Origin of the sequence: Kineococcus rhizosphaerae (assembly GCF_003002055.1) — a bacterium.
Lineage (GTDB): Bacteria > Actinomycetota > Actinomycetes > Actinomycetales > Kineococcaceae > Kineococcus > Kineococcus rhizosphaerae.
Genome location: NZ_PVZF01000002.1, coordinates 286611 through 304141 on the forward strand (window position 1 = coordinate 286611; position 17531 = coordinate 304141).

A 17531-nucleotide genomic window follows, 5' to 3' on the forward strand; every position below is an offset into this window, starting at 1 on the left:
TGACCACGATGAAGAACAGTGTCCACGGACGTGGACACCTCACACGCGGGCGGTGAGCCAGTCGTCGATCCGCCCGAGGAGCTCCGTCTTCCGCCCGGCGCTCGCGAACGACCCCTCGACGGCGTTGCGGGCCAGCAGCGCGGCCGTCGTGTCGTCGGGGGCCACGGCGTCGAACGTGTCGCCCACGTACCCGCCGAAGTAGGCCGGGTCGTCGGAGTGCAGGCTGACCTTGAGCCCGGCGGCGAGCATCGCGGGCAGCGGGTGGTCGGCGAGGTCGTCGACGACCTTCAGCCGCAGGTTCGACAGCGGGCAGACGGTCAGCGGGACCGCCTCGCGCACCAGCCGCGCGACGAGACCGGGGTCGTCGAGGCAGCGCACGCCGTGGTCGACGCGCTCGACGCCCAGGTGGTCCAGGGCCTCGGTGACCGACGACGCGGGGGCCTCCTCCCCGGCGTGCGCGACGCGGTGCAGGCCCAGCTCGGCCGCCCGGGCGAACACGGCGGCGAACGGGGCGGGCGGGAACCCGACCTCGGCCGAGTCCAGGCCGACGCCCAGCAGCACGTCGAGCCGGTCGCGGGCCTGCTCCAGCGTCCGCGCGGCCTCCTCGACCGGCCGGTCGCGCAGGAAGCACAGGATGAGGCCACCGGTGACGCCCAGCTCCGCCTCCGCCCGGGTCAGGGCGTCGTGCAGGCCGTCGACGACGTCGGTGAACGCGACCCCGCGCGGGGTGTGCGCCTGCGGGTCGAAGAACACCTCGACGTGCGCCAGGCCCTGCGCCGCGGAGCGTTCCAGGTACGCCCAGAGCAGGTCGTGGAAGTCCCGCCGGGTGCGCAGCACGGCGGTCGTGGCGTAGTAGAGGTCCAGGAACGACTGCAGGTCGGTGAAGTCGTAGGCCGCGCGCAGGTCCTCGACGGAGGCGAAGGGCAGGTCGACGCCGTTGCGGCGGGCCAGCTCGAAGGCCAGTTCGGGTTCCAGGGTCCCCTCGGCGTGGAGGTGGAGCTCGGCCTTGGGGAGTTCGGTGAAGCGCGACACGCCGTCATGGTGTCACGCGGTGCTGCGGGCCAGGACGTGCCGGTGGAACCCCTCGGTCTGCGCCACGACCGTCGCCGGGGTGGGCAGCGCGCCCCGGTCCCAGCCCAGGCCCCGGCCCGCGACGGCCTCACGGACCAGGGGCCCCCACTCCGGCGCCGTCTCCTGAACCCACTGCGCCGCAGCCGCCTTGGACACCACGCGACCGTGCCGGGCCCGGTGCAGCAGCCGGCACAACCCCAGGACGTGCTGCTGCTGGGCCAGCAGGTCCCCGAACTGCTCGGGCCGGGCGCGCACGTCCTCGTCCCAGCGCCGCAACGTCTCGACGGCGTCGGTACGCAGGGCGTCGGGGCTGACCGGGTCGACGAGGTCGCGGCCCGCCGGACCGGTCAGGACGAGGCCGTGGTGGCGCAGGACCCAGCGCACGGCCAGGGAGTTGTCGTGCGTCGACCACTGCATCCGCCGGTGGCCGTTGTCGACGTACAGCCACGGGTCCGTCCCCGGCCGCCGGAGTTCGGCCCGGGGCGCGTAGCTGCCCTCCAGGTGCCGTGCCCAGCCGGAGTCGAGGTCGGGCAGGCGGGCGTGCAGTTCGCGCAGGCCCCGTTCGGCGTCCGCGTCGAGCGCCCCGGCGGTCACCACCAGGACGTCGACGTCGCTGGCGGCGTCGGCGGCGCCCAGGGCGAAGGACCCCACCTGGTAGGCGCCCACGAGGTCCTCGCCCAGCACGTCGCGCGCGCCGCGCACGAGTTCGGCGAGGACCTCCTCCAGCCTCACCCGGGGCTCACCAGTGCGCGGACCGGGGCGAGAACCCCGGGGCGGACCGGCGCATGTACCCGGTGTCGTCGCGCTCGCGGATGTCGGTCCGCTCGTACTGCTCGTGCAGCCGGGCGAGGGCGTCGCGGTCGAGGTCGACCCCCAGGCCCGGGGTGGTCGGGACCTTCACCGCGCCGTGCGCGAACTCCAGGACGCCGGGGACGACGACGTCGTCCTCGGGCCGCTTCCAGGGCCAGTGCGTGTCGCAGGCGTAGTCCAGGTTCGGGGTCGCGGCGGCCAGGTGGGTCATGGCCGCCAGGCTGATCCCGAGGTGGGAGTTGGAGTGCATCGACAGCCCCCTGCCGAACACCTCGCAGATGCGGGCCAGGTCCTGCGAGCGCCGCAGACCGCCCCAGAAGTGGTGGTCGGACAGGACGACCTGCACGGCGTCCTGCGCGATCGCGGGCGGCAGGTGCCCGAAGGCGACGACGCACATGTTCGTCGCCAGGGGCACGTCGACCCGCGCGGAGACGGCGGCCATGCCCTCGATGCCGGGGGTGGGGTCCTCCAGGTACTCCAGGACCCCGTCGAGCTGCTCGGCGACCCGGACGGAGGTCTCGACGGTCCAGGCCCCGTTGGGGTCCAGGCGCAGGGGCAGGTCGGGGAACTCCGCGCGCAGGGCCCGGATCGCCTCGACCTCCTGCTCGGGCGGGAACACCCCGCCCTTGAGCTTGACGGCGGTGAACCCGAACTCGTCGACCATGCGCCGGACCTGCGCGACGACGCCCGCGGGGTCCAGGGCGGCGCCCCACTCGTCGTCGGGCCCGCCGGGGTGGGCGGCCCACTTGTAGAACGCGTAGGCGCTGTACGCGACCTCCTCGCGCACGGCCCCGCCGAGCAGGTCGCTGACGGGGCGGCCCACGAGCCGGCCCTGCACGTCGAGGGCGGCGACCTCGAAGGGGGAGAAGACGCGGTCGGCGGTGTTCGACGTCGTGATCTGCAGCCCCATGCCGTGCCCGCCGGAGGTGTCGGCGGGCAGGGAGTCGACGACCTCGCGGGCCATGGCGTGCAGGTCGAAGACGTCGACGCCCTTCAGCCGCGCGGCGGCCGCGCGCAGGCGGTCCAGGTGGGCGGCGTCGCCGTAGCTCTCCCCGAGGCCCGTGACCCCGTCCTCGGTGCGGACCTCCACGACGCTGCGCAGCGCGAAGGGTTCGTGGACGCCGACGTTGTTCAGCAGGGGCAGGTCGCGGAAGGCGACCGGGGTGATCTCGACGTGCGTGATGCGGCTGGGCATGGCGGTGTGCTCCGGGGGCGTCGTCGGCTGGAGGTGACGGCATCGTGTCACACGTCCACATCCGCGGACAATGGACGCGGACGTGACGGGCGAGCACGGCGACCGGTTGCCGTCCCATGCGTCCCGGGGAGTACGGTGGTCCCGTGGCTCGTCTGGAGAACCTCCTCCTTCGTCGCCGCGGCGGGGCCAGCTAGGCCGGTCTCCCCGTCGCGGGACCTCGTCGTGCGCGCCGGCCGCCACACCGCCCCGCCTCTGAGGAGATGACGATGCACAACCCCCAGACGTCCAGCCCGATGCCGTTCCACAAGTACGTGCCCTTCCACGAGCAGATCACCGTCGACCTGCCCGACCGGACGTGGCCGACCAAGCGCATCGAGAAGGCGCCGCGCTGGTGCGCGGTCGACCTGCGCGACGGCAACCAGGCCCTCATCGACCCGATGAACGCCGAGCGCAAGCTGCGCATGTTCAACCTGCTCGTGCAGATGGGCTACAAGGACATCGAGGTCGGCTTCCCGTCGGCCTCGCAGACGGACTTCGACTTCGTCCGCACCCTGATCGAGAACGACCTGATCCCCGACGACGTCCGCATCCAGGTGCTGACCCAGGCGCGCGAGCACCTCATCGAGCGCACCTACGAGTCGCTGCGCGGGGCGAAGCAGGCGATCGTCCACCTCTACAACTCGACCTCGGTGCTGCAGCGGCGCGTCGTGTTCGGCTCCGACGAGGACGGCATCGTCGACCTGGCCCTGCAGGGCGCGCGGCTGTGCCGCAAGTTCGAGGAGACCACCCCCGAGACGACGGTCTACTACGAGTACTCCCCGGAGTCCTACACGGGCACCGAGCTGGAGTTCGCGGCGCGCATCTGCAACGCCGTCGTCGAGGTGTTCGAGCCCACCGCCGAGCGCAACGTCATCGTCAACCTGCCCGCCACGGTGGAGATGACGACCCCCAACGTCTACGCCGACTCGATCGAGTGGATGTCGCGGCACCTGAACCACCGCGAGCACGTCATCCTGTCCCTGCACCCGCACAACGACCGCGGCACCGGCGTGGCCGCGGCCGAGCTCGGCTACCTGGCCGGCGCCGACCGCATCGAGGGTTGCCTGTTCGGCAACGGCGAGCGCACCGGCAACGTCGACCTGGTCACCCTGGGCATGAACCTGTTCAGCCAGGGCATCGACCCGCAGATCGACTTCTCCGACATCGACCACGTGCGCCGCACCGTCGAGCACTGCAACCAGCTGCCCGTCGGCGAGCGCGTGCCCTACGGCGGCGACCTGGTCTTCACGGCCTTCTCCGGCTCCCACCAGGACGCCATCAAGAAGGGCCTGGAGGCCATGGAGCGCGACGCGGCCGCCGCCGGCAAGGGCGTCGACGAGATCCCGTGGGCCGTGCCGTACCTGCCCATCGACCCCAAGGACGTCGGCCGCTCCTACGAGGCCGTCATCCGGGTGAACTCCCAGTCCGGCAAGGGCGGGGTCGCCTACCTGCTGAAGGCCGAGCACCAGCTCGACCTGCCGCGCCGCCTGCAGATCGAGTTCTCCCGCGTCATCCAGGAACGCACCGACGCCGAGGGCGGCGAGGTCTCGGCGAAGCAGATCTTCGACGTGTTCTCCGACGAGTACCTGCCCTCGACGACGGGCACCCCCGAGTGGGGCCGCTTCGCGCTGCGCGGCACGCGCTCGGTCAGCGTCGCCGGCGGGGCCGACACCCTGGAGGTCGACCTCTACGACGGCGGCGAGACCGCCACGGTGCAGGGGACGGGCAACGGCCCGATCGCGGCCTTCTGCTCCGCGCTGCACGAGCGCGGCGTCGACGTCCGCGTCCTGGACTACGCCGAGCACGCCCTGTCCGCCGGCGGGGACGCCCTGGCGGCGGCCTACGTCGAGTGCGCCGTCGAGGGGCGCGTCCTGTGGGGCGTGGGCATCGACCACAACATCACCACGGCCTCCCTGAAGGCCATCGTCTCGGCCGTCAACCGCGCCCTGCGCTGATCGGCCCCGCCCGACGTCCCTCGCCTCGTGATCTTGCACCGTGTAGCGTGCGGGACCACGAGGCGAACGTCGGGGTCGACGGAGTCCGCTCCCGCAGTGCCGCGCGAAACGTTAGGATCGGTCACTACGCGTGATCGGCGCGACGGGTGAGGGGTGTGGGGCGCGATGGGCACGGACCTCGAGGTCGTCGGCCCCTTCGGACCGTTCGACGTCCTCGCGGAGTGGTCCCACCAGCTCTACCTCGACGGGTTCGGGGAACGGGCGATCCTCGCCAGCCGCGAGGCCCTCGCCTTCGTCGAGGCCGCCGGGGACGAGCGCACCGCCCGCTACCTGCAGTTCATCGCCGGCGTCGCCCTGCACCAGCTCGGCCGCGCCGCCGAGGCCAGCGAGGAGGCCGGCCGGCTCCTGCGCCGCCTCGGCACCGGCGCCGACCCCGTCTGGCGCGCCAAGGCCCTGGCACTGCTCGCCGAGTCCCGCGTCGACCTCGGCATGACCGCGCTGGCGATGGACCACCTCGCCGAGGGCAAGCTCATCGTCTCCGCCCAGCGCATCCGCACCTACGACCACCTGTCCGCCACGATGTCCGTGGCGCTCGCGCTCAACGCCCTCGCCCTGTTCGAGCCCGCCGACGAGCTCATGGTCCAGATGCTGGCCCTGACGTTCCCGCCGGCCCGCGTCCGGCTCAACGTCGCCCAGGAAGCCGCCGTGCTGCAGGCGTCCTGGGCCTCCATGCTCGAGGTCGCCGGCCGCGCCGAGGAGGCCCGGCCGCACTACGCCGAAGCCCTCGCCCGCGCCGCCCGCATGCGCCAGCTCGCCGTCGAGGCCGACTACCCCGAGATGCACGCGCGGGCCGAGGCCATCGAGGCGTTCGCCCTGCAGCGCACCGGCGACGTCGGCCTCGGCCTGGCCCGCCTGCGGCCCGCGATGGCCGCCTTCCGGCTGCGCGAGGAACTGGCCGAGACCCAGATCGCCCGCATCGCCCTGGCCATGGCGACCTCCGACGCCGGCGACCCCGACGCCGCCGCCGAGCTCCTCACCGCCGTCCAGCGCGTCTCCTCCGCCACCCAGCTCGACGTGTGGGGGTTGACCGCGCTCGCCGTCCGGGCCCGCAACGCCGTCGTGCGCGACGGGCGCAGCGAGGCGGCCGACGCCCTCGAGCAGCTCGCCCAGGTGTCCCTGGCCCGGTTGTGGGAGGACCGCCACTCCCGCTTCGAGGCGCTGCAGGACCGCATCCGCCAGCGGGAGATGGCCGAGCAGCACGAACGCATCGGCCGCGCCTCCCTCGTCGACCCCATGACGGGCCTGGGCAACCGCCGCCGCCTGCAGCAGCTCCTCGAACGCCCCGACCAGCGCTTCAGCGCCGTCCTGCTCGACGTCGACCGGTTCCGCTCCGTCAACGACGAGCACGGGCAGGACGCCGGTGACGCCGTCCTGCGGCGGATCGCGGACCTGGTGCAGCGCAACGTCGGCGACGGGGACGTCGTCGTCCGCTACGGCGCCGACGAGTTCGTCGTCCTCGTCCCCGGCGGGTTCGGCGCCGCCGCCACGGCCGAACGGCTGCTCGAGGTCGTCCGCAAGGAACCGTGGCTGGAGATCTCCCTGGGCCTGCGGGTCACCGTCTCGGCGGGGCTGGCCGGCCCGGCGCCGGCCGCGGAGGCCCTCGCGGCGGCCGACCTCGCCGCGAGCGAGGCCAAGCGCCGCGGGCGGGACCGGCTCGTCGTCGCCTGAGCGCCCGTGTCGGTGCCGCGACCTACAGTGGTCCGGTGCCGGGAACTTCGAGCGGGTCCAGCGGGTCGAGCAGGGGTTCCAGCATCGGCGGGGCCAAGAGCTACCGCGACGAGGCCGTGGTCCTGCGCGCCACCAAGCTCGGCGAGGCCGACCGCATCATCACCCTGCTGACGCGCCACCACGGCCGCGTCCGCGCCGTAGCCAAGGGCGTGCGCCGCACCTCCTCCCGCTTCGGCGGGCGGCTCGAACCGTTCACGTGCGTCGACGTCCAGCTGCACCGGGGCCGCTCCCTGGACACCGTCACCCAGGTCGACGTCCTCGACGCCTACGGACAGGCCCTGGCCGCCGACTACGGCCTCTACACCGTCGGGCACGCCCTGGTCGAGACCGCCGAGCGGTTCACCGAGGTCGAGCGGGAGAGCGCCACCCAGCAGTACCTGCTCCTGGTCGGGGCCCTGCGCACCCTGGCGCGCCGCGAGCACGACGCGCCCCTGGTCCTCGACGCGTTCCTGCTGCGCTCCCTCGCGATCGCCGGGTACGCGGCCAGCTTCGCCGACTGCGCCAAGTGCGCCGAGCCCGGACCGCACTCCTCGTTCAACATCGCCGCCGGGGGAGCGGTGTGCCCGGTGTGCCGGCCGCCGGGCTCGGCCGCCCCGGACCCGCAGACCCTCGAACTGCTCGCCGCGCTCCTGACGGGTGACTGGGCGCTCGCCGAGGAGAGCGAGGACCGGTGCCGGACCGAGGGCAGCGGGCTGGTCGCGGCGTTCCTGCAGTGGCACCTCGAACGGGGGATCCGCTCCCTGCAGCACGTCGAACGCGAGCGCAGCCTCCTGCGATGAGTCCTGGGCGCCCCGGGAGTCCACCGGGGGTGCTGAGCGACCTGCTGCAACGCCACGTCGACGCCCGGACGATCGCCGGAGCCGTCGCGCTCGTCGACCGCGACGGCGCCCGGGAGGTCGCGACCGTCGGGGTCGCCGACCTGGCGAGCGGGCGGCCGATGACCCGCGACACCGTCTTCCGGTGGGCCTCGATCACCGGACCCGTCGTCACGGTCGCCGCGCTCACGTTCGTCCAGGACGGTGCGATCGGCCCCGACGAACCCCTGGACCGGTGGCTGCCGGAGCTGGGCCGGCTCCGCGTCCTGCGGACCCCCGGGGCCGACCTGACCGACACGGTGCCCGCCGAGCGGCCCCCGACGCTGCGGGACCTGCTGACCTCGACGTGCGGGTGGGGCTTCCCCTCCGACGCGGGCGGCGCCTGGGTGGCCGCGCTGCACCGGTGGCAGACCGGGCTGGACATCACCGGCCCGCCGCCGCCGCAGGAGTGGCTCGCCGGGCTCGCGACCCTGCCGCTGCGCCACCAGCCCGGGACGACGTACCTGTACAACACCAGCTACGACGTGCTCGGGGTCCTGCTCGCCCGGATCGCCCGCCGGCCGCTGCCCGACGTCGTCCACCAGCGCGTCAGCGTCCCGCTCGGCATGGCCGACACCGGGTTCGCCGTGCGCGACGACCAGCGGGAGAGGTCCAGCGCCGCCTACCGGGCGACACCGCAGGGACTGGAGCTCTTCGACGGCGTGGACGGCCGGTGGAGCTCACCGCCCGCGTTCCCCTCCGGTGCCGGTGGTCTCGTCGGCACCCTCGACGACTGGGCCGCCGTCGCCGGGGAGCTGCACGGCGGTGGGCGCGTGCTGAGCGCCGAGTCGTTGCGGCAGCTGACGACCGACCAGCTGCAGCCTGGTCAGGGCAGGGAGGGGCAGCTGTTCCTCGCCGGGCAGGGCTGGGGTTTCGGCGGCTCCGTCGACCCGGCCACCGGGCGGTACGGGTGGGTCGGGGGAACGGGCACGAGCGCCCACGTCACCCCCGCCACGGGAGGCACCGCGATCCTGCTGACCCAGACGACGGTCGACTCACCCGTGCCGCCGACGTTCCTGCACGACTTCTGGGACGTCGCCTTCTGAGTCAGGCCCGCTGGGGTTCGCGGGCGAGGGACCACTGCCCGCCCGAGCCCTCGAGCACGACGGACGTCGCGTTCGCCATCCGGGGCAGTTCGACGCCGGTGAGCCCCTCGACGGTGGCGCGCAGGAACGTGCCGTGCGCCACGACGACCAGCGGTACGTCACCGTGCTCGGCCCGCAGCCGGCGCAACGCGGCCGCACCCCGCGCCACGACGTCGTCCCAGGGTTCCTGGCCGGGGCGCTCGCCGTTCGGGAACCGCCCGCGCAGCTCCGCGAGCGTGCCGCCCTCGGCCTCGCCGAACTGCCGCTCCACGAGGTCGTCGTGCGGCGGGAGGAGTTCGAGGCCGAGCTCGGCCGCGATGATCTGCGCCGTCTCCCGGGCCCGGGACAACGGTGAGGAGGTGATCGCCGCCCACCCCTGACTCTTCAGCTGCTCGGCCAGCGCCTGCGCCTGCGCGCGGCCCGTGTCGTTGAGGGGGATGTCGGTGCGGCCCTGCAGACGGCCGTCGCGGTTCCAGTCGGTCTCGCCGTGGCGGACCAGCGCCGTGACGGGGGCGGGACCGGGACCAGGGGCGGGGGTGTGGGCAGGCACGTGCCCCATGGTCTCACCTGGCACCCTGGGGACGTGCCAGTCCTGCGCCGAGCCAGCCGCCCCGCCCCGTCCCCGGGACAGCCCCGGGAGGTCGTCGCCCCGCCGCCGCACCCCTCCGGCGCCCGGCCCCCGCAGCTGCCCGCGGACCTCGTCCCGAAGCACGTCGCGATCGTCATGGACGGCAACGGCCGCTGGGCCAACCAGCGGGGCCTGTCGCGCGTCGAGGGCCACAAGATGGGCGAGGCGTCGCTGCTCGACGTCGTCGCCGGTGCCGTCGAGATCGGCGTGACGCACGTGTCGGCGTACGCGTTCTCCACCGAGAACTGGAAGCGCAGCCCCGAGGAGGTCAAGTTCCTCATGGGCTTCAACCGCGACGTCATCCGCCGCCGCCGCGACGTCATGGACTCCTGGGGCGTGCGCGTGCGCTGGGCCGGGCGTCGTCCCCGCCTGTGGCGCAGCGTCGTCAGCGAACTGGAGTCGGCCGAGGAACTGACGAAGGACAACACCGTCTGCACGCTGACCATGTGCGTGAACTACGGCGGACGGGCCGAGATCGCCGACGCCGCACGGGCCCTGGCCCAGGACGTCGCAGCGGGCAGGGTGAACCCCGACCGCGTCGACGAGAAGGTCCTCGCCCGCTACCTCGACGAGCCGGACATGCCCGACGTCGACCTGTTCTGGCGCTCCTCCGGGGAGCAGCGGACGTCGGGTTTCCTGCCGTGGCAGTCGACGTACGCGGAGATGGTGTTCTCCGACGTGCTGTGGCCCGACGTGGACCGCCGGGCGCTGTGGGCCGCGATCGAGACGTACGCCACGCGCAACCGGCGCTACGGCGGGGCGGCGGACACCCCCACCCCGGGTCCGGCCTGAACGGACCGTTGACGCATCGGTACGGAAGGTTCGTACCGATGCGTCAACGGTCCAGTGGGCCGTGGATCAGCCCGTGTTGCGCATCCCGGCGGCGATCCCGTTGATCGTCAGCAGCAGCGCGCGGCGCAGCGCGGGGTCGACGTCGTCGCCGCTGGCGCGCGAGCGGGCGAGCAGGGAGACCTGCAGGGCGTGCAGGGGCGCCAGGTAGGCGTCGCGCAGTTCCAGCGTCCGCTTCAGGACGGGGGCGGATTCCAGGAGTTGGCGCTGGTCGGTGAGCCACAGGACCTGCTCGAGCGTGGTGGCGTGCTCGGCGCGGATCACGTCGAACGCCGCGCGGGCGTCGGCGGAGACGAGCTCCTCGACGTAGTGCGCGGCGATGCCGAGGTCCGTCTTGGCCAGGGTCATCTGCACGTTGGACACGAAGCTGCGGAAGAAGTTCCAGTTCGCGAACATCTCGCGCAGGTCGTCCTCGTGCCCGGCCTCGCGCGCGGCCTTCAACCCCGACCCCACGCCGAACCAGCCGGGGACGTTGATGCGGCTCTGGGTCCAGCCGAACACCCACGGGATGGCCCGCAGGTCCTCCAGACCGCCGAGCCCGCCGGGGCGGCGGGCCGGGCGCGAACCGATGTTGAGGTTGCCCAGTTCCTCGACGGGGGTGGCCGAGACGAAGAACGCCACCAGGCCCGGGTCGCGGACCAGCGCCCGGTAGGCCTCCTGGCCCTTGGCGGCCACGACGGACATCGTCTCGTCCCAGCCGTCGAGGACCTCCCCGGACTGCAACGGCGTGCGGTGCAGCGTGGACGCCTCGAGCGCGGCGGACAGGGCGACCTCGAGGTTGTGCCGGGCCAGCCGGGGCTGGACGTACTTGTCGGAGATCACCTCACCCTGCTCGGTGACCTTGATCGGGCCGTCCAGCGTCCCGTACGGCTGGGCCAGGATCGCCTCGCCGGTGGGACCGCCGCCGCGGCCGACGGACCCCCCGCGGCCGTGGAACAGGCGCAGGGTCACGCCGTGGCGGGCGGCGACGTCGCGCAGGGCGCGCTGCGCGCGGTGGATCTGCCAGCGGGAGGCGGCGATCCCGGCGTCCTTGGAGGAGTCGGAGTAGCCGAGCATGATCTCCTGCACGTCGCCGCGGGCGGCGACGACGCGGCGGTAGGAGGGGTCCGACAGGAGTCCCTCGAGCAGCTCCTCGGCGTTCTCCAGCTCGGTGACGGTCTCGAACAGCGGGGCGAACCCGATGCGCGCCACGTCGCTGGCGCCCGGGGTCTGCGCCAGGTCCACCAGACCGACCTCGCGGGCCAGCACGACGACGGCGAACAGGTCGTCGATGCCCTTGGTCATGGACACGATGTACGTCTCGATGACGTCGTCGCCGTAGCGGTCCAGCGAGGTGCGGATCGTGGAGAACAGCTCCACGACCTTGGCCGGGGTGCCCGTGAGGGTCTGCGCGGCGGCGCCGATGAGCGGGCGGTGGCCGGTCAGCTCCTTCGACAGCAGCTTCGTGCGCGCGGAGCGGTCGAGGTCGGCGTAGGGGGTGATGAGCTCGCCCAGGCGGTCGTAGATCGCGGCCAGCGCGGTGTGGTGCTTGCCGGCGTCCTCGCGCACGTCCAGGGTGGCCAGGCCGAACCCGACGGCGCGGACCACGCGCAGCAGGCGGGCCACGGCCCCGTCGGCGACGAGCTCGCCGTCGTTGGCGCGCAGCGAGTCCTGCAGCATCCGGATGTCGGCGGTGTACTCCTCGACCGAGGCGTAGTCGCGGCCGGGCACGTGGTCGGCGCCGCTGTGCCAGCGGGTGCGGGTGCCCTCCAGGCGGGCCAGGACGTAGGACAGCTTGAAGCGGTAGGGCTCCTCGCCGTTGAGGTGGGCGCGGGCGGCGCGCACCTCGGGCAGGGCCTGCGCGTCGGCCTCCAGGGAGGCCAGGAGCTCGTCGGAGAACCCGACGATCTGGGTCGAGGCGGCGAGCTCGGTCATGAGGTCGCGCGTGGCGGCGGCCAGGACGTCGAGCGCGGCGTCGTGCTGCATGCCCAGGACCTCGGCCGTCACCTCGGGGGTGACGTTGGGGTTGCCGTCGCGGTCGCCGCCGACCCAGTTGCCGAAGCGCAGCGGCTGGGCCTGCTCGGGCAGGTCGAGGCCGAGGGCCTCGAGCCCGACGGCGAGGTCCTCGAGCAGGTCCGGCAGGACCGTCGAGGTGAGGTTGCGCAGGTAGTGCAGCGCCGAGCGGGCCTCGTCGGCGGGGCGGGGGCGCAGGACGCGCAGCTCGTCGGTCTGCCACAGCTCGTCGACGAGCTCGGCCAGGCGGCGCTGGCCGCGGGCGGCGTCGACGGGCCGCTGCGCGGGGTCCTCGGACGTCTCGACGATGCCGGTGATGCGCAGCAGCAGGTCCAGCACCGAGCGCCGGCTGGACTCGGTCGGGTGCGCCGTGAAGACCGGGCGCAGCTGCAGGCGCCCGAGGATCTGCTGGGCGGTGGCGCGGTCCAGGTCGCCCGTCGCCAGGGCCTGGCCGAGGCGCTCGAGCGTGGCGTCCAGGCCGCCGGTCGAGACGCGGGACAGCTCCAGGCCGCGGTGCAGCTGCTCGGAGGCGTTGGCCAGCTGGAAGTAGGCCGTGAAGGCGCGGGCCAGGACGATGGCGGTGGCGTCGTCGACGCCGGACAGCAGCGCGGCGAGCTCAGCGCCGTCGTCGGGGCGGCGGGCCAGGGCGCGCACCTGCTCGACGAGGTCGAGCAGCTCACGGCCCTCGTGGCGGGTGAGGGACTCACCGAGCAGCTCGCCGAGCTTGCGGACCGAGGCCCGCAGCGCGGCGTGACCCTCGTCGGAGGACACCCCGTCGACCGCGAGCGCGTCCTGGGCCGTGCGTGCGGGTACTTCCTCGGGACTGTGCAGTCCCTCGTGGGTCGGTGCGCTCATGCGACGCCTCGCCTCCCTGCCGGGTGCCCGGGGGTCGACGCTGACTCCGTGTGCACGTGCTGACTGACTGCCTGGTTGCTGTGCCGTTCTGTGTCGATCATCACAGCACCGCTCGCGGACGAGCGGCGGGGGCAGTCTGTCGTGTCGGCGCCCCGGTGCGAAACCGGTGGCGGAGGCGAGGCGTCCTGAGGTGCCCTGGGGGCCGGCCTCAGCTGCCGTTCGCGGCGGCCTTGAGCTTGGAGCCGGCGGTGAGCTTGGCGCCGAAGGACGCCGCGATCTCCATGGTCTCGCCGGTGCGCGGGTTGCGGCCCGTGCGCGCGGCGCGCTCGACGCGCTCGACGGTCAGCAGCCCCGGCAGCTTGACGGCCTCGCCCTTGGCGACGGCCTCGACGAGGACGTCGCCGAAGGCGTTGAGCAGGGAATCGGCGTCGGACTGCGTCAGGCCGGCGCGCTGGGCGACGGCGGTGACGAGTTCGGAGCGGTTCACGGTCTCTCCCGGTGTTCGTAGGCGGTTGTCGGGGGTTGACGTTACCCGTGGTCACCGCTCGTGCTCGGCACGTGCCGTCGCCGCTGGCGCGTCGGGCGGCTCACCGGCACCCGCTGGACCGGCCGGAGGCACACCTCCCGCCCTCGCGGACGGCGTTCCCGGGCGGGAGGTGCGCCTCCGACGGGGCGGGTGCGGACGGGCGTCAGAGCTTGGCGGAGCACTCCGCGCAGACGCCGAAGACCTCGACGACGTGCTGCACGGCCGTGAACCCGTGCTCGGCGCCCACGCGCCGGGCCCACGCCTCGACCTGGGGCCCCTCGACCTCGACCGTCGCGCCGCACCGGCGGCACACCAGGTGGTGGTGGTGGCCGGTGCTGCACCGGCGGTAGACGGCCTCGCCGCCGTCGTCGGTGCGCAGGACGTCGACGTCGCCGTCCTCGGCGAGCACCTGCAGCGCGCGGTAGACCGTGGCCAGCCCGACGTTCTCGCCCCGCTCGCGCAGCCTGGCGTGCAGGTCCTGGGCCGACAGGAACGCGTCCGCCTCGTCCAGGACCGCCGAGACGGCCGAACGCTGCTTCGTGGACCGACGGACGGGCGTCGACACGTCTACTCGTCCTCCTAGGTCGACCCGGGGGCCGTTCCCGGGCGGGTCAGGACACCCTACGTCGCGCAGCCGGTCTGCTCCGAACGGATGCGCCCCCTCGGCGCGGGTGCTCGCTCAGCGCGTAACCTCGTCCACGCGCGGGCCGCTCCAGGGCCGGCGCACCGCCGACACCCAGCCGGACAGGAGACCCCAGCGTGGCCGCATCCCGCCTCGACGCCGTCATCAACCTCGCCAAGCGGCGGGGGTTCGTGTTCCCGTCGGGGGAGATCTACGGCGGCACGCGCTCCGCCTGGGACTACGGACCCCTGGGCGTGGAGCTGAAGGAGAACATCAAGCGCCAGTGGTGGCGCACGATGGTCTCCACCCGCGACGACGTCGTGGGCCTGGACTCCGCCGTCATCCTGCCCCGGCGCGTGTGGGAGGCCTCCGGGCACGTCGCCGTCTTCACCGACCCCCTGGTGGAGTCGCTGCAGACGCACAAGCGCTACCGCGCCGACCACCTCCTGGAGGCCTACGAGGCCAAGCACGGCCACCCGCCGGAGAACGGCCTGGCCGACGTCCCCGACCCCGACACCGGCGTGCGGGGGCAGTGGACCGAGCCCAAGGACTTCTCGGGCCTCATGAAGACCTACCTCGGCGCGGTCGACAACGAGGAGGGGCTGCACTACCTGCGCCCCGAGACCGCCCAGGGCATCTTCGTGAACTTCGCCAACGTCATGGGCTCGGCCCGCAAGAAGCCGCCGTTCGGCATCGGCCAGATCGGCAAGAGCTTCCGCAACGAGATCACGCCGGGCAACTTCATCTTCCGCACGCGCGAGTTCGAGCAGATGGAGATGGAGTTCTTCGTCGAGCCCGGCACCGACGAGCAGTGGCACCAGTACTGGCTCGACGAGCGCATGTCCTGGTACACGGGCCTGGGCATCGACGCGGGCAACCTGCGCTTCTACGAGCACGCCCAGGAGAAGCTGTCGCACTACTCCAAGCGGACCGTCGACATCGAGTACCGCTTCGGGTTCCAGGGCTCGGAGTGGGGCGAGCTGGAGGGCATCGCCAACCGCACCGACTACGACCTGTCGACCCACTCCAAGGAGTCCGGCGTCGACCTGTCCTACTTCGATCAGACCAAGGGCGAGCGCTGGGTGCCCTACGTCATCGAACCCGCAGCCGGGCTGACGCGCTCCCTCATGGCGTTCCTCGTCGACGCCTACACCGAGGACGAGGCCCCCAACACCAAGGGCGGCGTCGACAAGCGCACCGTCCTGCGCCTTGACCACCGCCTCGCCCCCGTCAAGGCCGCGGTGTTCCCGTTGTCCCGCAACGAGCAGCTCTCGCCCAAGGCCAAGGACCTCGCCGCCGAGCTGCGCAAGCACTGGAACGTCGAGTTCGACGACGCCGGCGCCATCGGCCGCCGCTACCGCCGTCACGACGAGGTCGGCACGCCGTACTGCATCACGGTCGACTTCGACACCCTGGAGGACCAGGCCGTGACCATCCGCGAACGCGACACCATGGCGCAGGAACGCGTCGGGCTGTCCCAGGTCGCGCAGTGGCTCGGGGCGCGCCTGCTCGGAGCCTGACCGCCCGGCTCCGGGGCCCGCACCCGTCCCGCTCGCGCGGGAGGGGTGCGGGCCCCGGCGTCGTCCCGGTTAGATTCGGCCCGTGGAACAGCGGTTCGGCATCGGCGAGGTCAGCGACCTGACGGGCATCGGCGTCGACGCCCTGCGCTTCTACGAGCGCGAAGGGCTGATGGTCGAACCCGTCCACCGCGACAGCGCCGGCCGCCGCAGCTTCAGCCCCGCCGAGGTCGAGTGGCTGCGGATGTGCGCCACGTTCCGCACCACGGGGATGCCGCTGTCCGACATCGCCCGCTACGCGGCCCTCGTCCGCGCGGGCGAGGGCAACGAGGCCGAACGGCTCGACCTGCTCGCCGGGCACCAGCGCCGCGTCGAGCAGCAGCTCGCCGACCTGGCCGGGGCCCGCGACACCATCGCGTTCAAGGTCGACCTGTACCGGGCCCGGCTCGCCGAGGGCACCGCCGCGCAGCTGTGGACCGGGCAGCCGCCGGACTGCACCCCCGCACCCGCGGCGCACGACGAGGTGGCGTGAGCGCCCAGCACCGACGACGTGCGGAAGGACTCACCCAGCCCGTCTCGGCCGGGGCCGTCGCGGCCGTCACCGGGTTCGCGTCGTCCTTCGTCCTCGTCCTGGCGGGGTTCGCCGCCGTCGGCGCCGGCCCCGAACAGGCCGCGTCCGGGTTGTTCGCGCTGTGCCTGGCCCAGTTCGCCGTCGCCTCCCTGCTGTCCTGGCGGACCCGGCTGCCGCTGTCCTTCGTGTGGTCCACCCCCGGCGCGGCGCTGCTCGTCGCCGCCCAAGGGCGGACGGGGTCGATCGCGGCGGCCGTCGGGGCCTTCCTGCTGTGCGCGCTGCTCGTCGTCGTGACCGGGGCGTGGCCCGCGCTGGCCCGGCTCGTGCGCCGGGTCCCCACGCCCGTGGCCGGTGCGCTGCTCGCCGGGGTGCTGCTCCCGCTGTGCCTGGCCCCCGTCTCCGCCGTCCGCGTCCACCCCGTCGCGGCCGTGTGCGTCACCCTCGTCTGGCTCGTGCTGCGCCGCCTCGCGCGGGCCGCCGCGATCCCCGCCGCGATGGTCGTCGCCCTGGGGTTCACCGTCGCCGGGCTGCCCGCGGCGGTGTCCCTGGAGTGGGTCCCGCGCCTGCTGCCCGTGACCCCTCAGCTCGACCCGTTCGTCCTGGTCTCCCTCGGCGTCCCCCTGTACGTCGTCACCATGGCCGGGCAGAACATCCCGGGCTTCACCATCCTGGAGACCCTCGGGTACGACCGCGTCCCGACCGGTCGCGTGCTCGTCGGGGCGGGCGTCGGCAGCGGTCTCGCCGCGGTGTTCGGCGGGCACGCCGTGAACCTGTCCGCCCTGGCCGCCGGGATCATCGCCGGGCCCGGTGCGGGCCGCGACCCCTCGCGCCGCTGGATCGCCGCGGTCGCCGGGGGAGCGGGCTACCTCGTCCTGGGTCTGCTCGCCGCCCCCATCGCCGGTCTCGTCGGGGGCACCGACCCGGTCCTCGTCGAGGCCGTCGCCGGGTTGGCCCTGCTCGACTCGTTCGTCGGCGGGCTCGTCTCGGCGCTCGCCGAACCCGCCCACCGCGTCACGGCCGGGCTGACGTTCGCCGTCGTCGCCTCCGGGGTGGCCTTCGCGGGCATCGGCAGCGCCTTCTGGGGCCTGGTCGCCGGGCTCGTCGTCCACGCCTGGCTGTCGCGACCCGTGACATCCGTCACGGGTGGGTCGTGACGCGGGGCCGAGGTGCCCGG

Annotated in this window: 15 protein-coding genes; 8 read left to right on the forward strand and 7 right to left on the reverse strand. The window is 73.6% G+C overall.

Annotated elements, in window-relative coordinates; genetic code table 11:
• Positions 1-39: 39 nt before the first annotated feature.
• From CLV37_RS05540 to CLV37_RS05550, 3 genes are read right to left on the reverse strand one after another with little or no spacing between them, the layout of a single operon-like run.
• Complete coding sequence (locus CLV37_RS05540) at positions 40-1032, reverse strand: adenosine deaminase (protein WP_106207957.1); 993 nt, start codon at positions 1030-1032, stop codon at positions 40-42.
• A 12-nt stretch (positions 1033-1044) separates the two neighbouring features.
• Positions 1045-1803: an aminoglycoside adenylyltransferase domain-containing protein gene (locus tag CLV37_RS05545; protein WP_106207959.1), complete on the reverse strand. Its 759-nt coding sequence runs from the start codon at positions 1801-1803 to the stop codon at positions 1045-1047.
• Between the two features lie 7 nt (positions 1804-1810).
• Positions 1811-3076: a glucarate dehydratase family protein gene (locus CLV37_RS05550; RefSeq protein WP_106207961.1), complete on the reverse strand. Its 1266-nt coding sequence runs from the start codon at positions 3074-3076 to the stop codon at positions 1811-1813.
• A 266-nt stretch (positions 3077-3342) separates the two neighbouring features.
• Between CLV37_RS05550 and leuA the strand changes: the two genes are divergently transcribed.
• From leuA to CLV37_RS05570, 4 genes are all read left to right on the forward strand, one after another.
• Positions 3343-5070 carry a 2-isopropylmalate synthase gene (gene leuA, locus CLV37_RS05555; RefSeq protein ID WP_106208559.1) on the forward strand — a complete coding sequence of 576 codons (1728 nt, stop codon included), beginning with the start codon at positions 3343-3345 and terminating at the stop codon, positions 5068-5070.
• Positions 5071-5235: 165 nt separating this feature from the next.
• Positions 5236-6798, forward strand: a complete 1563-nt coding sequence (locus CLV37_RS05560) for a GGDEF domain-containing protein (RefSeq protein WP_106207963.1) — start codon at positions 5236-5238, stop codon at positions 6796-6798.
• An 83-nt stretch (positions 6799-6881) separates the two neighbouring features.
• On the forward strand, positions 6882-7637 hold the full coding sequence (recO, locus tag CLV37_RS05565) for a DNA repair protein RecO (RefSeq protein WP_106208562.1): 756 nt from the start codon (positions 6882-6884) through the stop codon (positions 7635-7637).
• Complete coding sequence (locus tag CLV37_RS05570) at positions 7634-8758, forward strand: serine hydrolase domain-containing protein (protein ID WP_106207965.1); 1125 nt, start codon at positions 7634-7636, stop codon at positions 8756-8758. Before recO ends, CLV37_RS05570 begins: the two co-directional genes overlap by 4 nt.
• A 1-nt stretch (position 8759) precedes the next feature.
• Here the strand turns inward: CLV37_RS05570 and CLV37_RS05575 are convergent, their stop codons facing one another.
• Positions 8760-9347 carry a histidine phosphatase family protein gene (locus tag CLV37_RS05575; RefSeq protein ID WP_211298418.1) on the reverse strand — a complete coding sequence of 196 codons (588 nt, stop codon included), beginning with the start codon at positions 9345-9347 and terminating at the stop codon, positions 8760-8762.
• Positions 9348-9389: 42 nt separating this feature from the next.
• Between CLV37_RS05575 and CLV37_RS05580 the strand changes: the two genes are divergently transcribed.
• A complete protein-coding gene (locus tag CLV37_RS05580) occupies positions 9390-10217 on the forward strand; it encodes an isoprenyl transferase (protein ID WP_106208564.1) in 828 nt (275 codons plus the stop codon).
• A gap of 66 nt (positions 10218-10283) precedes the next feature.
• On the opposite strand, the gene ppc is transcribed toward CLV37_RS05580, so the two are convergent.
• The 3 genes from ppc to CLV37_RS05595 all read right to left on the reverse strand — a co-directional run bounded on the left by ppc (position 10284) and on the right by CLV37_RS05595 (position 14212).
• Complete coding sequence (gene ppc / locus CLV37_RS05585; protein WP_106207969.1) at positions 10284-13121, reverse strand: phosphoenolpyruvate carboxylase; 2838 nt, start codon at positions 13119-13121, stop codon at positions 10284-10286.
• A 208-nt stretch (positions 13122-13329) separates the two neighbouring features.
• Positions 13330-13608, reverse strand: coding sequence for an HU family DNA-binding protein (locus CLV37_RS05590; RefSeq protein ID WP_106207971.1), 279 nt, complete (start codon positions 13606-13608; stop codon positions 13330-13332).
• A gap of 202 nt (positions 13609-13810) precedes the next feature.
• A complete protein-coding gene (locus tag CLV37_RS05595) occupies positions 13811-14212 on the reverse strand; it encodes a Fur family transcriptional regulator (RefSeq protein WP_106207973.1) in 402 nt (133 codons plus the stop codon).
• Positions 14213-14406: 194 nt separating this feature from the next.
• Here CLV37_RS05595 and CLV37_RS05600 point away from each other — a divergent pair, with 194 nt between their 5' ends.
• The 3 genes from CLV37_RS05600 to CLV37_RS05610 all read left to right on the forward strand — a co-directional run bounded on the left by CLV37_RS05600 (position 14407) and on the right by CLV37_RS05610 (position 17511).
• Entirely contained in the window at positions 14407-15789 is a 1383-nt protein-coding gene (locus CLV37_RS05600; RefSeq protein WP_106207975.1) for a glycine--tRNA ligase, read from the forward strand.
• Positions 15790-15871: 82 nt separating this feature from the next.
• Positions 15872-16318 (forward strand): MerR family transcriptional regulator, encoded by a 447-nt coding sequence (locus tag CLV37_RS05605; RefSeq protein WP_106207977.1) that lies wholly within the window; start codon positions 15872-15874, stop codon positions 16316-16318.
• Positions 16315-17511, forward strand: coding sequence for a benzoate/H(+) symporter BenE family transporter (locus tag CLV37_RS05610; RefSeq protein ID WP_106207979.1), 1197 nt, complete (start codon positions 16315-16317; stop codon positions 17509-17511). The genes CLV37_RS05605 and CLV37_RS05610 overlap by 4 nt, the downstream gene beginning before the upstream one ends.
• Positions 17512-17531: the final 20 nt, after the last annotated feature.